The sequence below is a fragment of the Pseudomonas sp. WC2401 genome, assembly GCF_041200115.1.
GTDB classification, from domain to species: Bacteria; Pseudomonadota; Gammaproteobacteria; order Pseudomonadales; family Pseudomonadaceae; genus Aquipseudomonas; species Aquipseudomonas fragi.
Genome location: NZ_CP165623.1, coordinates 2,473,878 through 2,491,809 on the forward strand (window position 1 = coordinate 2,473,878; position 17,932 = coordinate 2,491,809).

Annotated in this window: 16 protein-coding genes; 9 read left to right on the top strand and 7 right to left on the bottom strand. The window is 60.6% G+C overall.

The window, feature by feature from the left end; all coding sequences use genetic code 11:
* Window positions 1-187 precede the first annotated feature (187 nt).
* Complete coding sequence (locus AB3G35_RS11265; protein ID WP_369782738.1) at window positions 188-1,951, top strand: ABC transporter transmembrane domain-containing protein; 1,764 nt, start codon at window positions 188-190, stop codon at window positions 1,949-1,951.
* Between the two features lie 98 nt (window positions 1,952-2,049).
* Here the strand turns inward: AB3G35_RS11265 and AB3G35_RS11270 are convergent, their stop codons facing one another.
* Both AB3G35_RS11270 and AB3G35_RS11275 read right to left on the bottom strand, forming a co-directional pair.
* The gene (locus tag AB3G35_RS11270; protein ID WP_016780320.1) at window positions 2,050-2,331 is read right to left on the bottom strand and encodes a pyrimidine/purine nucleoside phosphorylase; all 282 of its coding nucleotides are present in this window, start codon (window positions 2,329-2,331) and stop codon (window positions 2,050-2,052) included.
* A 78-nt stretch (window positions 2,332-2,409) separates the two neighbouring features.
* Window positions 2,410-2,952 (bottom strand): exonuclease domain-containing protein, encoded by a 543-nt coding sequence (locus tag AB3G35_RS11275; protein WP_369782670.1) that lies wholly within the window; start codon window positions 2,950-2,952, stop codon window positions 2,410-2,412.
* 188 nt (window positions 2,953-3,140) lie between these two features.
* Between AB3G35_RS11275 and AB3G35_RS11280 the strand changes: the two genes are divergently transcribed.
* The gene (locus AB3G35_RS11280) at window positions 3,141-3,932 is read left to right on the top strand and encodes an ABC transporter substrate-binding protein (RefSeq protein WP_016780322.1); all 792 of its coding nucleotides are present in this window, start codon (window positions 3,141-3,143) and stop codon (window positions 3,930-3,932) included.
* A gap of 86 nt (window positions 3,933-4,018) precedes the next feature.
* Here the strand turns inward: AB3G35_RS11280 and AB3G35_RS11285 are convergent, their stop codons facing one another.
* The 5 genes from AB3G35_RS11285 to AB3G35_RS11305 form a co-directional block, all read right to left on the bottom strand.
* Entirely contained in the window at window positions 4,019-4,567 is a 549-nt protein-coding gene (locus tag AB3G35_RS11285; protein ID WP_016780323.1) for an RNA polymerase factor sigma-70, read from the bottom strand.
* 204 nt (window positions 4,568-4,771) lie between these two features.
* The gene (gene dsbG / locus AB3G35_RS11290) at window positions 4,772-5,545 is read right to left on the bottom strand and encodes a thiol:disulfide interchange protein DsbG (RefSeq protein ID WP_095040315.1); all 774 of its coding nucleotides are present in this window, start codon (window positions 5,543-5,545) and stop codon (window positions 4,772-4,774) included.
* Window positions 5,524-6,396, bottom strand: coding sequence for a TlpA disulfide reductase family protein (locus AB3G35_RS11295; protein WP_016780325.1), 873 nt, complete (start codon window positions 6,394-6,396; stop codon window positions 5,524-5,526). Before AB3G35_RS11295 ends, dsbG begins: the two co-directional genes overlap by 22 nt.
* A complete protein-coding gene (dsbD, locus tag AB3G35_RS11300; protein WP_169908884.1) occupies window positions 6,397-8,139 on the bottom strand; it encodes a protein-disulfide reductase DsbD in 1,743 nt (580 codons plus the stop codon). It abuts the gene before it with no gap.
* A gap of 91 nt (window positions 8,140-8,230) precedes the next feature.
* Window positions 8,231-9,274: a hypothetical protein gene (locus AB3G35_RS11305; protein ID WP_106116112.1), complete on the bottom strand. Its 1,044-nt coding sequence runs from the start codon at window positions 9,272-9,274 to the stop codon at window positions 8,231-8,233.
* Window positions 9,275-9,451: 177 nt separating this feature from the next.
* On the opposite strand from AB3G35_RS11305, the gene AB3G35_RS11310 reads away from it, so the two are divergent.
* From AB3G35_RS11310 to lipA, 7 genes are all read left to right on the top strand, one after another.
* The gene (locus AB3G35_RS11310) at window positions 9,452-10,132 is read left to right on the top strand and encodes a response regulator (protein ID WP_086796237.1); all 681 of its coding nucleotides are present in this window, start codon (window positions 9,452-9,454) and stop codon (window positions 10,130-10,132) included.
* Window positions 10,129-11,457 (top strand): ATP-binding protein, encoded by a 1,329-nt coding sequence (locus AB3G35_RS11315; RefSeq protein ID WP_177413513.1) that lies wholly within the window; start codon window positions 10,129-10,131, stop codon window positions 11,455-11,457. Before AB3G35_RS11310 ends, AB3G35_RS11315 begins: the two co-directional genes overlap by 4 nt.
* Before the next feature lie 393 nt (window positions 11,458-11,850).
* Complete coding sequence (gene cycA, locus AB3G35_RS11320) at window positions 11,851-13,260, top strand: D-serine/D-alanine/glycine transporter (protein WP_016780330.1); 1,410 nt, start codon at window positions 11,851-11,853, stop codon at window positions 13,258-13,260.
* An 84-nt stretch (window positions 13,261-13,344) separates the two neighbouring features.
* Window positions 13,345-14,874 carry a sigma-54-dependent transcriptional regulator gene (locus AB3G35_RS11325; RefSeq protein WP_095040320.1) on the top strand — a complete coding sequence of 510 codons (1,530 nt, stop codon included), beginning with the start codon at window positions 13,345-13,347 and terminating at the stop codon, window positions 14,872-14,874.
* Between the two features lie 369 nt (window positions 14,875-15,243).
* The gene (gene gcvH, locus AB3G35_RS11330; RefSeq protein WP_106116114.1) at window positions 15,244-15,621 is read left to right on the top strand and encodes a glycine cleavage system protein GcvH; all 378 of its coding nucleotides are present in this window, start codon (window positions 15,244-15,246) and stop codon (window positions 15,619-15,621) included.
* 49 nt (window positions 15,622-15,670) lie between these two features.
* Complete coding sequence (gene glyA / locus AB3G35_RS11335) at window positions 15,671-16,924, top strand: serine hydroxymethyltransferase (protein WP_369782674.1); 1,254 nt, start codon at window positions 15,671-15,673, stop codon at window positions 16,922-16,924.
* Between the two features lie 25 nt (window positions 16,925-16,949).
* The gene (gene lipA, locus AB3G35_RS11340) at window positions 16,950-17,927 is read left to right on the top strand and encodes a lipoyl synthase (protein ID WP_106116115.1); all 978 of its coding nucleotides are present in this window, start codon (window positions 16,950-16,952) and stop codon (window positions 17,925-17,927) included.
* The last annotated feature ends 5 nt before the right edge of the window (window positions 17,928-17,932 follow it).

Consider the following 17,932-nt stretch of genomic DNA (forward strand, 5'->3'; position numbering starts at 1 on the left):
GACAAACTTGGCGACCACCCCAGTCCAACAGAAATATCCTGAAACTTCCAGCCCGACTTTAGAACATTACCGTCTAGGCTTTGTGGTTGCGGGTCATATTCAAAACGAGTGAGAAAGGTTTACCGGCCCGGGGCGAACTTCGTTGTAGGCTGTGCAGGCTTTTTACGCTTGTCCACTCTCTGGATACCTGCCGATGCTGTCTTCCCGTCACCGCCGCGCCATTCGTCTGGCCACCCATTTTATTGCGCCCTATCGCTGGCAAGCCTTTGGTGCGCTATTGGCTCTGATTGTCACGGCAGGCATCACCTTGTCGATGGGGCAGGGTATCCGGCTGCTGGTCGACAAGGGGTTTATGACCCAGTCACCGCACCTGCTCAACCAGAGCATCGGATTTTTCCTGGTACTGGTGCTGGGTTTGTCTGTGGGTACCTTTGTGCGCTTTTATCTGGTGTCGTGGATCGGCGAGCGGGTGGTCGCCGATATCCGGCGCCAGGTGTTCAATCACCTGATCGGCTTGCACCCGGGGTTCTACGAGAACAACCGCAGCTCGGAAATCCAGTCCCGCCTGACGACCGACACCACTCTGCTGCAATCGGTGATCGGTTCTTCACTGTCGTTGTTCCTGCGCAACAGCCTGATGGTGATCGGCGGCGTGATCCTGTTGTTTGTCACCAACCCCAAGCTCACCAGTATCGTGGTGGTCGCTTTGCCGCTGGTACTGGTCCCGATTCTGTTTTTTGGCCGTCGGGTGCGCAGCCTGTCGCGCCAGAGCCAGGACCGGATCGCCGATGTCGGCAGTTATGTGGCCGAGGCCCTGAGCCAGATCAAGACGGTGCAGGCCTACAACCATCAACAGCAAGACCAGCAGCGCTTTGCCAGCACCGTCGAGCATGCGTTTGCCACTGCCCGCAAACGTATCCTGCAACGGGCCTGGCTGATTACCCTGGTGATCCTGCTGGTGCTGGGGGCTGTGGGAGTGATGCTGTGGGTGGGCGGCATGGACGTGATCGCCGGGCGCATCACCGGCGGCGAGCTGGCCGCCTTTGTGTTTTACAGCCTGGTGGTAGGCAGTGCGTTCGGTACCTTGAGCGAGGTGATTGGCGAGCTGCAACAGGCGGCGGGGGCGGCTGAGCGGATCGCCGAACTGCTGCAGGCAAAAAGCCTGATCCTGGCGCCGAGCACGGATTTACGCGTGTTGCCCGCGCGGGTGGAGGGCAACCTTGAGCTTGAAAACCTGCGTTTTTCCTACCCCTCACGGCCAGAAAGCCATGCCATTGACGGCTTGAGCCTGACGGTCAATGCGGGAGAAACCCTGGCGCTGGTCGGGCCTTCGGGGGCAGGCAAGTCGACATTGTTTGACTTGTTGCTGCGCTTTTACGACCCCCAGCAAGGCCGGATTCTGCTGGAAGGCCAACCGATCACCCAGCTTGACCCGCAGGACTTGCGTCGCTGCTTTGCCCTGGTGTCGCAAACCCCGGCGCTGTTTTTTGGCAGCATTCAAGACAACATTCGCTACGGCAATGCCGGGGCCAGTGACGAGCAAGTCCAGGCGGCGGCCCGCATTGCCCATGCCCACGACTTTATCCTGCAAATGCCCGAGGGTTATAAAACCCATTTGGGAGATGGCGGCCTGGGGTTGTCGGGAGGGCAACGCCAGCGTCTGGCAATTGCCCGGGCGTTGCTGGTGGATGCGCCGATCCTGTTGCTGGACGAGGCTACCAGTGCGCTTGATGCCCAGAGTGAGCATTTGATCCAGCAGGCTTTGCCCAGCCTGATGCGGGGGCGTACAACGCTGGTGATCGCCCATCGTCTGGCCACTGTGCAGAATGCTGACCGTATCGCGGTGATGGACCAGGGCAAACTGGTTGCTATCGGCACCCACGCCCAATTGATCGCCAGCAACCCGCTGTATGCGCGGCTGGCGGCGTTGCAGTTCAATGCGACGGTCTAGTGTGGGAGTTGGCTAGCCTGCGATGCAGGCAATGCGGTCTATCAGTGAAATCGCGGTGCTGCCATCGCAAGCAAGCCCGCTCCCACAGGGGTTTGGCCTTAGCGGTACTCACACAGGTAAGCGGTATCCACTGCGACCTTGAGCTGGAACTTGCTGTTGGCCGGCACATTGAACTGGCTGCCGGTCTTGAAGGTTTCATACTCGCTACTGCCCGGCAGCTTGACGCTCAGCTCGCCGGAGACCACATGCATGATTTCACGTTCGGCAGTACCGAACTCGTATTCGCCCGCAGCCATGACGCCAATGGTGGCCTTGCCTTCGGTTTGGGCGAAGGCAATCGACTTGACGGTGCCGTCGAAGTATTCGTTGACTTTAAACATGGCGATTCCTCGGAATGGGCTAAAAAGGGCTGGCCAGTATGCAGAAGCGGTTTTATCTCGTCACGCCCTTTTGTGGCCCTAGCCCTTGAGCACCAGCGGCAATAAACGCGCGGTATTACGCGCGTCTTCCAGCGCCCGGTGCTGCTGGCCACTGAACTGCATCCCGGCCAGTTGCAGGGCGCTGTTAAGGCCCAGCGGCTGCTTTAACTGGCGGGCCCTGGCAAATTGCTGCTTGAGGTTCATGTGCGGCAATTGCTGCAGGGCGCTGTGCAGTTGCTGTTGGCGCCACTCCTGCTCCAGCTGTTTGCGGTCGTATTCGCCCCAGCTGGCCCAGCCTTCCAGTTTGGGCAGGTGCTGGCCCAACCAGCGTTCGAACTGTTCCCACACCTGCCTCATCGGTGCCCCCGCATCAATATTGGCCTGGGTGATGCGGGTCAGTTGGCGGCAAAAAGGCGTCAACAGGGGGCGCCGTTGCGGGCGAATGAAACGCTGGAAATGATCCACCTCACGCCCCGCGCGGGTGACCACGCTGGCGCCGATTTCAATCACTTCCATTTCCTCCAGGGGCCAGCCGCCATCATCGGTAGTGGCTTCCAGGTCAATTACCAGCCAGTGAGGCATGTGCAGCTTCCTTTAACAGCATCGGCGTGAAGTGGGAGCGTAGCTAAAACCCGGGGCCAGGCGCTTATTTTGTAGTGGGCCGGCAGGGGGCTTGCTTGCTAGTCTATATGCGCTTTAATGATGTGCGTGCCCGATCTCAGGTCGCGTGTCGATCAATAAGTTCCAGCCCGGGGCGGCGTCAGGTGCGTATGGTTTTGAAGTGTTCGCCGCTACAGTTGGCCCACAGCCTGTTGCTGACCCTCGGTATGGTCTGGCTGACACCGGTGTGGTGCGCCCAGGAAGTACGGGTGGGTGCTGCGCATTTTCCGCCGTATACCGTACGCCCCGAACGCGGCGTCGACACCGGCTTGCTGTCGCAACTGCTCGATGCCCTCAACCAGTTGCAGGACGACTACCGATTTGTCCTGGTACCCAGTTCTGTGCCGCGACGTGTGCGCGATTTCGAGCGGGGGCGGGTGGACATGCTGATGTTCGAGAACCCGGCCTGGGGCTGGCAGGCGTTCTCTTACGTTGCCGTTGATATGGGGCTGGAAGACGCTGAAGTGTTTGTTGCCCGCCAGCAGCCTGATCGTCAGCAAAGCTATTTTGATGATTTGAGCGGCAAGCGCCTTGCGCTGTTCAGCGGCTATCACTACGCCTTTGCCGGGTTCAACCCGGCACCCAAGTACCTTGCCGAAACGTTTGCGGCAACCCTGACCTATTCCCACGAAAGCAATCTGTTGATGGTGTTGCGCGGTCGTGCGGATATTGCCTTGATGACCCGCTCCAACCTGATCGAGATGTTGCGCAGCGACCCTGAGACCCGTTCGCGGGTGATGGTGTCCGAGCGGGTCGACCAGACCTATCGTCATTACGCCTTGCTGCGGCCTGAAGCACCAATCCAGAGCCGCAATTTTGCCCAGATGATGCAAAAGCTGCGTGACAACGGCCAGCTGCAAGCTATTTTTGCACCTTACAAGATTGCCGTGGTGGGGATGTAGGGAGGGGGTTTTGCGCCGGCTTCGCCGCCGATCGCAGCCTTCGGCAGCGGCTACAGGTTATGTCAGCCTTTGTTGGCGCAGCAGTATCAACGCCGCGCGTAGGTATCGGCGTGAGTGCCCGACACTTCGCGGCAATGGATCAAGGCATCGCGAATCATGAAGTTGACCAGGGTCGGCGACACGCCAAGTTCCTTGGCGATGTCCTTTTGCTGCACGCCGTGCAGGCGATACATCTCGAAGGCATAGCGGGTGCGGCTCGGCAATTCGGTGAGCGCCACTGCGATATGTTCCAGGGTCGAGAAATTGATCAGCGAGGCTTCCGGCGAAGCGCCGTGGATCACCACATTGAGGCCTTCTTCTTCGGTGCCCGAGTATTTTTGCTCCAGCGCCTGCTTGCGGTAGTGGTCGATCGCCAGGTTGCGCACGATCTGGAACAGGTAGCTGAGCTGGGCCTTGAAGGACGAGGTGATCTGCGGTGCGGACTGCAAACGGAAGAAGGCATCCTGCACCACATCTTCAGCCCTGTAGCGGCAGCCGGTGATGCGGGCTGCAATTTTGACCAGCACCAGCCGGTTATCGACAAAGGCTTGAAGTAGGGGTGAGTCGCACTTGCCTGTGGACATGGGTTCCGTCATGGAGATCACCTGCTGCGAATGAGTGAGTGAGGACCTCTTCGTGGGAGGCGTCCTACACAGCTGTTCACAAGCTAGGCTTAATGATAATGATTGTCAATTGAGAAACAGAATTAATCGCACCTTAAAAGGGCGAACTGAGACCTGGCTCACGCCGGCGCTGGCGAGGCTGCGATCCCGTGCCCCGGCGATCGCAGCCTGCGGGTTTTACTTGGGCCCGAGGATCTGCACCAGCTTGTCCGGCGACGGCGCGCCTTGCTGCTGTTGCAGGTTGCCTTGTGCGTCCTGGTAGAAAATTGCCGGTGTGGCTGCCACGTCCAGCTCTTCCATCAACTTGGCGTTGGCATCGAGCTTGGCCTGAACATCGGCCGGGATTTTGGTCAGGGGTTTTAGGGTACTGGCCTTGCCGGCTTTCTCGTGTTCGTGAAGGGCTTGCTGCGGATCTTTGGCGGCCAATAGAGCCGCGGATTTAGCCGGGCTGTCTTCGCGGATGATGCCTACCATGATATGGCGCAATTGCACCTTGCCCGAGTCGACCCAGGGGCGGGCCTGCTCCCAGAACATGTTGCAATACGGGCAGTTCGGGTCGCTGAACAGGTAAACGATACGCGGCGCATCGGCCTTGCCGTCAGCAATCCAGTTGCTCTTTTCCATCTCGGCCCATACCTGCTTGGCCATTGGCTCGTACACCAGCTTTTGCAGGGGGGCCAGGCTCAAGTCCTTGCCGTCGGCGTCATACAGGTTGCCCACCAGTACGTTGCCGTCGGGGGTCAGGTACAGCGCCATGCCACGGTTCTGGTACTGGGCGGCGTAACCACGCAAGCCGCCGGGGGCATCGAAACTGCCGATGATCTTGGCGCCCTTGGCTTCAATCTTCTTGATTGCCGGCGGCAGCTCTTCGGCTTGCAGCGCAGGCGATTGCAGGAGCGCGGCACCCAGCAGGGTAGCCATGCTCAGGGTTAGCAATTTGCGGTTAAACATGTGTGCTGATTCCTGGCAGGGTCGGCCTGTTGGGCCGACATTGAAGTGTTCAGGTTGAAAGGCTCCATCGCCCGGGCCAGGCTGGCTTTTGACAGCTCGCCCAAATGGCTGCCCAGCAGCCGGCCATCCGCGCTATAGAACAGCGTAGTCGGCAGGGCCATGGAGCCGACCTTTTGTGCCAGTTGACCGCCGCTGTCGAACAGCACGTTACTCAGGTTCAAGCCCTGGGTTTCCAGAAAAGTGCTGACACTCTGCATGCTTTCACCCTGATTGACGAACAGGAACGTCACGTTCTGATGCTCGTGCTGGGCGTTTTGCAGCACCGGCATTTCCCGGCGGCATGGCGGGCACCAGGTGGCCCACAGGTTGATCACCAGCGGGCCGCCCTGGTAGCTGCTCAACTGCACCGACTCGCCATTGGCATTGCGCAACACCAGTTCTGGCAGGCGCGTGCCTTTTTCGTAGAGGTTGCTTGAAAGGCTGGCCAGCAGCCAGAACGCCAGGCCGCTGGCCAGCCCCCAGCCCAGGGGGCGGCGCAACCCGGCGCGCCGCCAGCCCCAGATGAGCGCGCCGACCAGCACTGCCAGCAGCCCTGGCCACAGCAAAAAACCGCCATCGCGCAGGTCGAGAATTTGCAGCGGGTCGTCCTTGAAGTAGCGCCAGTAGCTGAGCACAAAGCCGATGCGTGCGCTCAGCAAACCCAGTAAAAACAGGCTGAACAGCACTGACTCCGGGTTTTCACCTCCGCGCTTGGCCACCCGCCAGCCCACCAGTGTCGCCAGGGCAAGGGCCAGGATCAGCAGCAAGTGGTTGATGGCCAGCGCGAACGAACCGATGGTCAGGGTGAGCATTTAGAGGAGTTCCCGAGTGGCGTTCCAGTTATTCAAAAAGGTCTGGGCGTTGACTTCGCCAGTGATGCGTTGCCCGCGACGCTCAACGCCATTGGGGCCGATCCAGATAAAACTGGGCGGGCCGGGTACTTGATAGCGGCTGAGCAGCTCGCGGCTGGCGACATTATCGGCGGTTACGTCAAGACGCAACAGGCGCACGCCTTGCAAGGCATCCATCACCTGGGGTTTGGCAAATACCTGTTTTTCCATGACCTTGCACGACACGCACCAGTCGGCGTAGTAATCGAGCATTACCCATTGGCCTTCGGCCTTGGCGCTTGCCAGCTCGCGGTCCAGGCTGGCCGGGTCCTTGATGGTGATAAAGGTGTCATGGGCGGCACTGGCCGAAGCGCCTGCCACGGTTTTGGCGGTATACACCTGCAGCGGTTGCCACAGTTCGGTGCCGCCCCCCGCGGCGCCCACCAGCAGCAGGCTGCCCCACAAGCCTGCCAGCAGGCTGAGCGGGCTGAACAGAGGTCTGGCGCGCAGGAATACCTGCGCCTGCTGCCACAGGCTGCAGGCCAGCACGATCAGCAGCACGCCCCACAGGCCCAGCCACAACGACTCGGCGAGCACCGGACGCACCAGCAACAACGCGGTGCCCAGGAACAGGAAACCGAACAGGCCCTTCATCAGGTTCATCCACGCACCTGGCTTGGGCAGGAAACGGCTGCCCACGGTCACCAGCAACAACAGCGGCACACCGATGCCCAGGCCCATGACAAACAGCACCAAGCCGCCTTCAACCGCATTGCCGCTTTGCGCGATATACAGCAGGGCACCCGCCAGCGGCGCGGTCATGCAGGGGCCTACCAGCAAGCCCGAGAGGGCCCCCAAAATGCCTGCACCCAGCAGGCTGCCGCCTTTGCGGCCGCGCCCGGCAGTTTCCAGGCGGTCGCGCAGGGCGGCGGGCAATTGCAGCTCGAAAAAGCCGAACATCGGCAGCGCCAGTATCACGAACAGCGCGGCGAAACTGCCCAGCAGCCAGGGCTGTTGCAACAGGGCCTGCAAATTGGCGCCCAGCAGCGCTGCCAGTACCCCCAGCCCGGCATAGACCAGTGCCATGCTGATCACATAACTGCCGGCCACGGCAAACCCGCGCCCGGCCGTGGCGCCACTGCCCACTACCAGCCCGGCCAGAATCGGCAGCATGGGCAGGGAGCACGGTGTAAAGGCCAGAAGGAGGCCCAAACCGAAGAACAGCAGCAGGCTCCAGCCTAATGATCGCTGTTGCAATGTGTTCGCCAGTGACTGGTCCTGGGCCTGACCCTCCACGCTAGCTGCCTGGGTACCACCCAAGTCGACAGCCTGGCTTTGTGGCGGGTAGCACAGGCCGGCATCGGCGCAGCCTTGCCAGCTGACCTTGACCTGACCGCTGGCTCCCGCCGGGATCACGATTGCAACGCTGTCACGATAAACCTGGGTGGCGCCAAAAAACTCATCACTGTGCTCCAGCCCTTGTGGCAATACAGGCGTGTGTGCGGCGTCGAGCCCGTCAAATCTGAAACGTTTTTTATACAGATAGTAGCTGTCGGCAATCTTCCACTGCAGGCGGGTCTCGCCGGAGGGCAGGTGCTCGCTGCTGAATACAAACGCCTTGCCTACCGGCAAAAAGTCAGCCTGTTGTGCAAACGGGTCTTCACTGGCGTATGCCTGGCTAAAACCCGTGAACATCAACAAGAAAAAGATAAACAAACGAGACATGCGCCGGACCTTGGTGTTTACGAATAGAGCCCACCTTGGGGGGTATCGATTAACCGAGTGTTAATACTTGGCCGCCTCAATTTTTGCCGGGTCAGCGTAAACAGGTTCGCAAGCGAAATTCGGATAGCAGGGGGTATTGTTGGTGCCACTCATGGGCAGCTCTTTTGGCAGCAGCAATCTGCTCAGTGCTCAACTCGGATTCGAGGTGTGCGAGTTTGTCCGGGATGCTGTAAGGGTTGTGGCCTCGCCCCTTGATCTGGTGAACCAGCCATAGAAGGGCATACCCCTTAACATAGTCGGCCTCGGAACCACTGAGGGTGTCGTTATGGGTTTCATCGCTGTCCATGCCGGTCAGTGCCAGGCCATACCGTTGAACCGCATTGATGCTGCCTGCCTGGGCCTCCCTGATTCGCCATTGTTGAATAAACGCAAAATTATTGCGGTTTTCAATGTGATTTGCGTACCAATACATGGCAGGCGGGTATCCGCCATTGGCCGATCTGGTGATCAATTCATATACCGTGTCTCGCGGATCTGCTCCGTCTGTCACCAGTGCCGGGTCTTTATCGTAGAGAGTGGCCAAAAGATATTGAGCAATGGCATGCCCGGTTGCGGCAGCATGTTTTAGCCAGGCCAGATCCCTGGTTAATGCATACATATTCAAGATTGCCTCGGGGTCGTGGTTGCGGACGCCGCTTTCGAGTTGCCTGTGTGCACTTGCTTCCCAGGCATCACCTCTCAGGCGCAGCATCGCGTCTATATTTCCTTGCTCGGCAGATGCTTCATAGAGAGGCATGTACCGGGCCTTTTGGTTGTCCTCCAGCGTTTCGATCAGCTGTGTAGCCCGTGCAACCAGTTGCGAGTAAAACTCTCCCGGACGATCAATTTGCAAGATTCTCTCAATCTGCTGTTTGAGCGAAGTGATTTGGTTCGAGTTTTCAGAAGGGGTGTGTTCAATGATATCGGCCAGCGCAAACTGAGCGTCGGCATTACCTGTTGTTGCAGGCAACTGCAAAAACTGTTCGGCATGCTTCAAAGCCCCAAGGTTATAAAGGCGCATGCCTTTTTCATGAAGCAGGGTGTAGGTGGGTAGCCCTTCGAGGAGCCAGGAAAATTCATCAGTGAATACCTGCATACAAGTACCTTTTAAGTGTGGATGGACAGGCGTTCAGGGTAGGGCTGCATCTGAGATGCTGTGCACTACATATATAACGCCGGGTGGCGTAGTCAGAAGGCATGATGTCTGGCTCCACGGCATAATCCGCCCTTAATCCCACGACCTTTTAATCGGCTCATTTACGCGGGTATCAGCATGCATGTACTGGTTTGCGAAGACGACGAACTGATCGCCAGCGGCATCAAGGCCGGGCTGACGGCCCAGGGCCTGACGGTGGAACATGTGGCCAGTGCCGGCGCGGCACGGGCCATGCTCAAGGCCGCCGAGTTCGATGTGATGGTGCTCGACCTGGGCCTGCCCGATGAAGATGGCCTCAAGCTGCTGCAACAGCTGCGTCAGCAGGGCCTTGAGTTGCCGGTGCTGATCCTGACCGCCCGTGACTCGGTCACCGACCGCGTGGACGGCTTGCAGGCCGGGGCCGACGACTACCTGCTCAAGCCATTTGACCTGCGCGAGCTGGCTGCCCGCCTGCACACCCTGCTGCGCCGTGTCGCAGGGCGCAGTGTCAACCTGATCGAGCATGGCCCCCTGAGCTACGACCCCAGCAGCCGTGTGACCTTGCTGGCGGGCCAGCCGGTAGACTTGTCCCGCCGCGAACAGGCGCTGCTGCAAGCCTTGCTGCATAACCGCGGGCGGGTACTGTCCAGCGAACAGCTCAAGGACAGCATCTATGGCTTTGGTGATGAACTGGAGAGCAACGCCCTGAACGTACATATCCATCACCTGCGGCGCAAATTGGGCAACGGTATTGTCGAAACCGTGCGCGGCCTGGGCTATCGCCTCGGCCCTGCCGATGGCGCAGAGCCCCAAGCTTGATGAGCCTGCGCCTGCGGTTGAGCCTGACCATAGGCTCGGCGTTTGTGCTGGTCTGGGCCCTGGCGGCGGCCTGGATGCTTAGCGACCTGCGCCAGCAGATGATGTTTTCCCTTGACCAGCGCCTGGTGGCTTCGGCACGCATGGTGGCCGGGTTGCTGGAGCAGTTGCCGCAATTGCCGGTAAAAGGTGAGGGCACCCATTTCAGTGCCGAGCAACTGACCATCCCTGGCGGCATGGCGTGCCAGGTCAGCTCCTTGCGCGGCGAGATCCTGGCCCGCAGCCACAACAACCCGGACCAGCCGATGCAGTCCCAGGCGGCGGGCTTTCATGATCAGGTCATCGATGGCGCCACCTGGCGCACCTTCACCCTGGACCGTGGTGATGTACGCATCACCACGGCTGACCGCCAGGTCGAGCGCGAGGCCTTGAACCTGTCGGTGCTGCTGGCGGCCTCGGTGCCGGTGGGCATGGCGCTGATCGTCTGCCTGCTGCTGCTGTGGCTGGGGATTGGCCAGGGGCTGGCGCCGCTCAGCCGAATGCGTGATGCCCTGATGCGCCGTGATGCCGACTCCTTGCAGCCGTTGAATATTTCGCCGTTGCCCAGTGAGCTGAAGCCGCTGCTCGATTCGCAGAACCAGCTGTTTGCCCGTATCGCCAGGACCATCGAGCGCGAGCGTCGCCTCACCGGGGATGCCGCCCACGAACTGCGCAGCCCGCTAACCGCGATCAAGACCCACCTGCAAGTGGCGCGCATGACCGAGGGTGAGGCCCGTGAACAGTCGCTGGCCCATGCCGAAGCAGGCGCCGACCGCCTGCACCGCACCCTGGAGCAATTGCTCCTGCTGGCGCGGGTCGAGGGTAGCCTGTCGTTTGATGACGGGGTCAATTGCTCGGCAGGGCAAGTGGCGCATTTCGCGATTCATGATGCGGCGGCGGGCGAGGGTGAGCGGATCCGCCTGCACCTGCCGCCCGAGCTGCCGGACACGGCGCTTGAAGTGCCTTCGGTGCTGGCCATCGCTGCGCTGCGCAACTTGCTGGACAACGCCTTGCGCCACACCCCGGCGGGTACCCAGGTGGAATTGACGGTGAGCGTGGACGGCCCGCAGGTCAAATACCAGGTGCGCGACCACGGCCCCGGCATCCCGGCCGAAACCCTGCAGCACATGACCCAGCGCTTCTGGCGCAATGGCAACAGCAATGGATGCGGCCTTGGCCTGGCGATCGTGCAGGCGATTGTCGAGCGTTGTCGCTGTGAACTGAGCTTCGACAGCCAGCCCGATGGCTTGCGGGTTGAATTGCGCATGCCGCTGAAAAGGAGCGCGTGAGGCGTATCATCTGTGGGAGCGGGCTTGCTCGCGATACAGGCAACGCGGTCTTGCAGGTCGGTTGAGGCCATGCCATCGCGAGCAAGCCCGCTCCCGCAAAAAAGCCCCTCAGGCCGGCAACGGTACGAATACGCTCCAATGGACTGATTTCGTTACAACTTCAGTTGGAGCATGGTTTACAGTACCCGCGCTCCAGCGAATCATCCATAAACGGTATTTGGTGGAGTGATTCCTTTACACCCAAACACAGACTCCACGGCGCATAAACGGCCCGCTTGACCGCTTGTACGAGGCTGGCACAGAACGTGCTCATGTCCCTTGGTCCGCTCCTGATAAACATGATGTTTATCGGGTCCAGGGACCCCGTACAAGAACAATAAAAGAGGATGATTCATGCAAAATCACCGACCTGATACCCCAGAACCGGAACTGCAACGCAGCCTGTCCAACCGTCATATCCAGCTGATTGCCATTGGCGGTGCCATCGGTACCGGTCTGTTCATGGGCTCGGGCAAGACCATCAGCCTCGCAGGTCCTTCGATCATCTTCGTCTACATGATCATCGGTTTCATGTTGTTTTTCGTGATGCGCGCCATGGGCGAGCTGCTGTTATCCAACCTCAAGTACAAATCTTTCATCGACTTTTCCGCAGACCTGCTGGGCCCGATGGCCGGCTACTTCACTGGCTGGACCTACTGGTTCTGCTGGATCGTGACCGGTATTGCCGATGTGATTGCCATCTCCGGCTACACCCACTTCTGGTTCCCCGACATCCCGCTTTGGCTGCCGGCCATCGGCTGCGTTGCGCTGCTGCTGTCACTGAACCTGATCACGGTGAAGATGTTCGGCGAGCTGGAATTCTGGTTCGCCATGATCAAGATCGTGGCCATCTGCGCGTTGGTCTGCACCGGGCTGTATATGGTGACCACGGCGTTCCAGTCGCCCACCGGCAACTCGGCCTCCATGGCCAACCTGTGGAATGACGGCGGCATGTTCCCCCACGGCCTGATGGGCTTCTTCGCCGGTTTTCAGATTGCCGTATTTGCGTTCGTGGGCATTGAGCTGGTGGGCACCACCGCCGCTGAGACCAAAAACCCGGAGCGCAACCTGCCACGGGCGATCAACTCGATTCCGCTGCGCATCATCATGTTCTATGTGTTTGCATTGATTGCGATCCTGGCGGTCACCCCGTGGCGTGATGTGGTGGCGGACAAGAGCCCGTTCGTGGAACTGTTCATGCTCGCCGGTCTGCCCGCCGCCGCAGGCATCATCAACTTCGTGGTGCTGACCTCGGCGGCGTCTTCGGCCAACAGCGGCGTGTTTTCCACCAGCCGCATGCTGTTCGGACTGGCAATGGACGGCGATGCCCCAAGCAAGTTCAAGAACCTGTCGCGCCGTGCAGTGCCGTCCAATGGCCTGATCTTCTCCTGTATCTGCCTGCTGGCCGGGGCGCTGGTGATTTATGTGGTGCCCAACCTGATGGAGGCCTTCACCCTGATCACCACGGTATCGGCCACCTTGTTCATGTTCGTGTGGACCATGATCCTGCTGTCCTACCTGGCCTATCGCAAAAAGCGCGATCACCTGCACCGTGCCTCGAAGTACAAGATGCCCGGCGGCAAGGTCATGGTCTGGGTGTGCCTGACCTTCTTCGTGTTTATCCTGACCCTGTTGGCCCTGGAAGATGACACTCGCCAGGCGCTGTACATGGTGCCGCTGTGGTTCGTGGTGCTGGGCCTGGGCTATCGCTCGGTGCTGCGCAACAAGCAGGAGGCTGCGGACCTGGCTTGCCAGACCGACTGATGGCCGCTTCACGACATTGATTCTGCCCGGGGGGCGGCACAGGGTGTGCCGCCCCTCGTTGTTTGTTGTCAGGGAGCGATAGCCATGCGAATTCACGTTACGTTCAAAGACCGCGTCGGCATTACCCAGGAAATCCTGATGCTGCTGGGCGCGCGCAATCTCAACCTGGACGCGGTGGAGATGAGCCCGCCGAATGTCTATATCGATGCCCCCACCCTGTCGCAAAAGGTGCTGGACGAACTCCACCACGCTTTGCTGGGGGTAACAGGGGTGCAGGCTGTTGATCTGGTGGACATCCTCCCTGGGCAGCGCCGCCGCCTGCAGCTGGAGGCCCTGCTGGCCGCCATGAGCGACCCGGTGATGGCGGTGGATCCCGATGGCTGCGTGCTGCTGGCCAACCCCGGGCTGACGGATCTTTATGGCAGCGACCCCACCGGTGAGCCGCTGTCGAATCTGTTCGCAGCCCCTGACCTGGCCCGCACCCTGATCGATAAAGGCTTTCGCCTGCCCATGTGCGAAGTCAGCTTCAAGGGGCGCGACCTGCTGCTCGATGCCACGCCCATCAGCGGCGGCGCGGATGTTCTGGTGGGCGGTCTGCTGACCCTGTACCCGCCGAGCCGTATCGGCGAGCGGTTGGCGTCCTTGTTGCGCGACCCGGCAGAAGGGCTGGAAGCCTTGCTGGGCAAGTCGGCGGTGCTGGAGGAGCTCAAGACCCGGTTGCACAAAGTGGCGAGCCTGGATGCGCCGCTGCTGATCCAGGGCGAGACCGGCACGGGCAAAGAGCTGGTGGCCCATGCCTGTCATGCCATGAGTGCCCGGCGCGATGCGTCGTTCCTGGCGTTGAACTGTGCCGCGCTGCCCGAGAGCCTGGCCGAAAGCGAGCTGTTTGGTTACGCCGCCGGGGCCTTTACCGGTGCCCAGCGTGGCGGCAAGCCGGGGCTGCTGGAGTTGGCAGATCGTGGCACGGTGTTTCTCGACGAAGTGGGGGAGATGTCCCCGTACCTGCAAGCCAAGCTGCTGCGGTTTCTCAGTGACGGCTGCTTTCGGCGGATCGGCGGCGAACGTGAAGTGCAGGTCAATGTGCGGGTGCTCTGCGCGACCCACCGCGACCTGGAGCGCATGGTGCGCGAAGGCACCTTCCGCGAGGATCTGTATTACCGCCTCAACGTCCTCAACCTGCTGGTGCCGCCGTTGCGCGAGCGCGGTATGGATATCCTGCTGCTGGCCGAGCACTTTTTGCGCCAGGCCTGCGAGCAGATCCACCGCTCACCCTGTCAACTGGCTGTGGCGACCCATCCGCTGCTGCTGGGCAATCGCTGGGCGGGCAATGTGCGGCAACTGCAAAACGTCATCTTCCGCGCGGCAGCCACCAGCGAGGGCGACGTGATTGATTGCGGTGATCTGGAACTGGCGGGCACCGAGCTGACCGCGCACAAGTCAGCCAGCGCAGAAGTGACCAGCCTGGAGGAGGCGATGCAGGGGTTTGAAAAAGCCTTGCTGGAACGTTATTACACGGCCTATCCGTCGACCCGGCAGTTGGCCTCGCGCTTGCAGACGTCGCATACCGCTATAGGCCAGCGGTTGCGCAAGTACGGGATAGCCTCGCGCTCGTAACCCGCACTGCTGAACTGTAGCCGCTGAGGAGCGGAGCGAGGCTGCGATGGCGTGGTGCGGCACTCCGGCGCAGCCATCGTAAAACCATTCAGTTCGGGTAGTTTGCGCTGGTTCCAGTGGTGTGATTCTGCTCCAGCGGAATGATTTCGCTCCGTGCCCGCCCTGACCCCGCCCTTGCGGGACCGACCTGCCAGATCCTCTCCAGGGCTGGAGCAGTTTCGCTCCACTGCCTTCATCGCAAGGGTTTCGTTTTTATTTAAGCAATTGATATTAAAAGCTTTTTAAAGGTTGGCATTGCCCTTGCTCTTGTCCTGTCAGTTGCGCCTGTCCGTCCTGCATCAGGACACACTGATAACAAGAGAAATGTCCATGAGCACTCTGCGCTTTACCCCTGAACACGAATGGCTGCGCCTGGAAGCGTCTGGCGAGTTGACTGTCGGTATTACCGACTTTGCCCAGCAGGCATTGGGCGATGTGGTGTTTGTGCAGCTACCCGACTTGGGGTCTTTCAACGCCGGTCATGAAGTGGCGGTCGTGGAGTCGGTAAAGGCAGCCAGCACGATCGCCATGCCCCTGACCGGCGAGGTGGTGGCCGTTAACGCGGCTTTGCTCGATGACCCCGCACGGGTCAATACCTCGCCGCTGGGCGAAGGCTGGTTTTTCCGTATGCGCATCGAAGACATGTCGGCTTTCAACGACCTGCTGGACTCGCAGGCCTATGACGCCTTCGTCGCCGCAAACAGCTGATATCGCCCCGCAGGCATTGCTTGAACCTCTAATAAAAAGGAAACCTCCCATGTTTCATAAAAGCCTGACCCTGTCCGATTTCGACCCGGCCCTGTTCGCTGCCATCACCCGCGAGGCGCAACGCCAGGAAGAGCATATCGAGCTGATCGCCTCGGAGAACTACACCAGCCCGCAAGTGATGCAGGCCCAGGGCACCGAGCTGACCAACAAGTACGCCGAAGGCTACCCGGGCAAGCGTTATTACGGTGGCTGTGAACATGTTGATGTGGTCGAGCAACTGGCCATCGACCGCGCCAAGCAACTGTTCGGCGCAGGCTATGCCAACGTTCAGCCGCACTCCGGTTCACAGGCCAACGCTGCGGTGTATCTGGCATTGCTGCAAGCGGGCGACACCCTCCTGGGCATGAGCCTGGCCCACGGCGGCCATCTGACCCACGGCGCCAAGGTCAGCTCATCGGGCAAGTTGTACAACGCGGTGCAATACGGCATCGATGCCAATGGCCTGATCGACTATGACGAGGTCGAGCGCCTGGCCCTGGAGCACCAACCAAAAATGATTGTGGCCGGGTTCTCGGCCTACTCCAAGACCCTGGATTTCCCGCGTTTTCGTGCCATTGCCGACAAGGTCGGGGCCTATCTGTTTGTGGACATGGCCCATGTCGCCGGGCTGGTGGCGGTTGGCTTGTATCCCAACCCGCTGCCTTACGCCGATGTGGTCACCACCACTACCCACAAGACCTTGCGCGGCCCTCGGGGTGGGCTGATATTGGCCAAGGCCGACCCCGACCTGGAAAAAAAGCTCAACTCTGCGGTGTTCCCCGGTGGGCAGGGCGGGCCGCTGATGCATGTGATCGCGGCCAAGGCGGTGTGCTTCAAGGAGGCGCTGGAGCCGGGCTTCAAGGACTACCAGTTCCAGGTGATCAAGAACGCCCAGGCGATGGCCGAAGTGTTCAAGCAACGTGGCTATGACGTGGTTTCGGGTGGTACTGACAACCACCTGTTTCTGGTCAGCCTGATCCGCCAGGGCATTACCGGCAAGGACGCCGACGCAGCGTTGGGGCGTGCCCATATCACCGTCAACAAGAACGCCGTGCCCAATGACCCGCAGTCGCCGTTCGTGACCTCGGGCCTGCGTATCGGCACCCCGGCGGTGACCACTCGCGGCTTGCAGATCCCCGAGTGCCGTGCGCTGGCCACCTGGATCTGCGACATCCTCGACCACCCTGGCGATGCCGTCATTGAGGCCCGGGTTGCCCGCCAGGTCGGCGAACTGTGCGCCCTGTTTCCGGTGTATTCGGCTTGATTGCAGACCTGTGTGGAGCCACGCCATGAATGCACAACAGCCCGTAGCCAGCCGCCCGCAGCCCCTGCAAGCCGGGGTCAAATTGCGCGGTGCCGAGAAGGTGGCGCGTATCCCGGTGAAGATCCTGCCCACCGAAGATATCCCGCGTAAACCCGAGTGGATCCGCGTGCCCCTTGCCACCTCACCCGAGGTAGCACGGGTCAAGGCGCTGCTGCGCAAACACAAGCTGCACAGCGTGTGCGAAGAAGCGGCCTGCCCGAACCTGGGCGAGTGTTTTTCGGGGGGGACTGCGACCTTTATGATCATGGGCGATATCTGCACCCGGCGCTGCCCGTTCTGCGACGTGGGGCACGGGCGGCCGAAACCGCTGGATGTGGATGAACCGAAAAACCTCGCCATCGCCATTGCCGACTTGGGCCTCAAGTATGTGGTGATCACTTCGGTGGACCGTGATGACTTGCGTGACGGTGGCGCGCAGCACTTTGTCGACTGCCTGCGCGAAATCCGCAAGCTGTCGCCGGGGGTGCAACTGGAAACCCTGGTGCCTGATTATCGTGGGCGCATGGACGTGGCCCTGGCGATCACTGCGCAGGAGCCGCCCGATGTGTTCAACCACAACCTGGAAACCGTGCCACGGCTGTATAAAGCCGCGCGACCGGGATCGGATTTCGAGTGGTCACTGGACTTGCTGCAACACTTCAAGCACCGGGTGCCCCATGTGCCGACCAAGTCGGGGTTGATGCTGGGGTTGGGTGAGACGGATGAAGAGGTGCTCGAAGTCATGCGGCGCCTGCGCGAGCATGAGGTCGACATGCTGACGCTGGGGCAGTACCTGCAACCCTCGCGCAGCCACCTGGCAGTGCAACGGTTTGTGCACCCGGACAGCTTTGCCTGGCTTGCCGAAGAAGGGTTGCGCATGGGCTTTAAAAACGTCGCGGCGGGGCCGTTGGTGCGCTCGTCCTATCACGCGGACAAGCAGGTGCAAGGGGGCATATCGGCTTAGCGGGT

Bases quoted from the DNA above. Each gene is read 5' to 3' on its own strand.
- AB3G35_RS11270 (WP_016780320.1), bottom strand. From the start codon at position 2,331: ATGTTTAAAGTCAACGAATACTTCGACGGCACCGTCAAGTCGATTGCC.
- gcvH (WP_106116114.1), top strand. From the start codon at position 15,244: ATGAGCACTCTGCGCTTTACCCCTGAACACGAATGGCTGCGCCTGGAA.
- AB3G35_RS11305 (WP_106116112.1), bottom strand. From the start codon at position 9,274: ATGCAGGTATTCACTGATGAATTTTCCTGGCTCCTCGAAGGGCTACCC.
- lipA (WP_106116115.1), top strand. From the start codon at position 16,950: ATGAATGCACAACAGCCCGTAGCCAGCCGCCCGCAGCCCCTGCAAGCC.
- dsbG (WP_095040315.1), bottom strand. From the start codon at position 5,545: ATGTTTAACCGCAAATTGCTAACCCTGAGCATGGCTACCCTGCTGGGT.
- AB3G35_RS11295 (WP_016780325.1), bottom strand. From the start codon at position 6,396: ATGCTCACCCTGACCATCGGTTCGTTCGCGCTGGCCATCAACCACTTG.
- AB3G35_RS11275 (WP_369782670.1), bottom strand. From the start codon at position 2,952: ATGCCTCACTGGCTGGTAATTGACCTGGAAGCCACTACCGATGATGGC.
- cycA (WP_016780330.1), top strand. From the start codon at position 11,851: ATGCAAAATCACCGACCTGATACCCCAGAACCGGAACTGCAACGCAGC.
- AB3G35_RS11285 (WP_016780323.1), bottom strand. From the start codon at position 4,567: ATGACGGAACCCATGTCCACAGGCAAGTGCGACTCACCCCTACTTCAA.
- AB3G35_RS11280 (WP_016780322.1), top strand. From the start codon at position 3,141: ATGGTTTTGAAGTGTTCGCCGCTACAGTTGGCCCACAGCCTGTTGCTG.
- AB3G35_RS11325 (WP_095040320.1), top strand. From the start codon at position 13,345: ATGCGAATTCACGTTACGTTCAAAGACCGCGTCGGCATTACCCAGGAA.
- glyA (WP_369782674.1), top strand. From the start codon at position 15,671: ATGTTTCATAAAAGCCTGACCCTGTCCGATTTCGACCCGGCCCTGTTC.
- dsbD (WP_169908884.1), bottom strand. From the start codon at position 8,139: ATGTCTCGTTTGTTTATCTTTTTCTTGTTGATGTTCACGGGTTTTAGC.
- AB3G35_RS11310 (WP_086796237.1), top strand. From the start codon at position 9,452: ATGCATGTACTGGTTTGCGAAGACGACGAACTGATCGCCAGCGGCATC.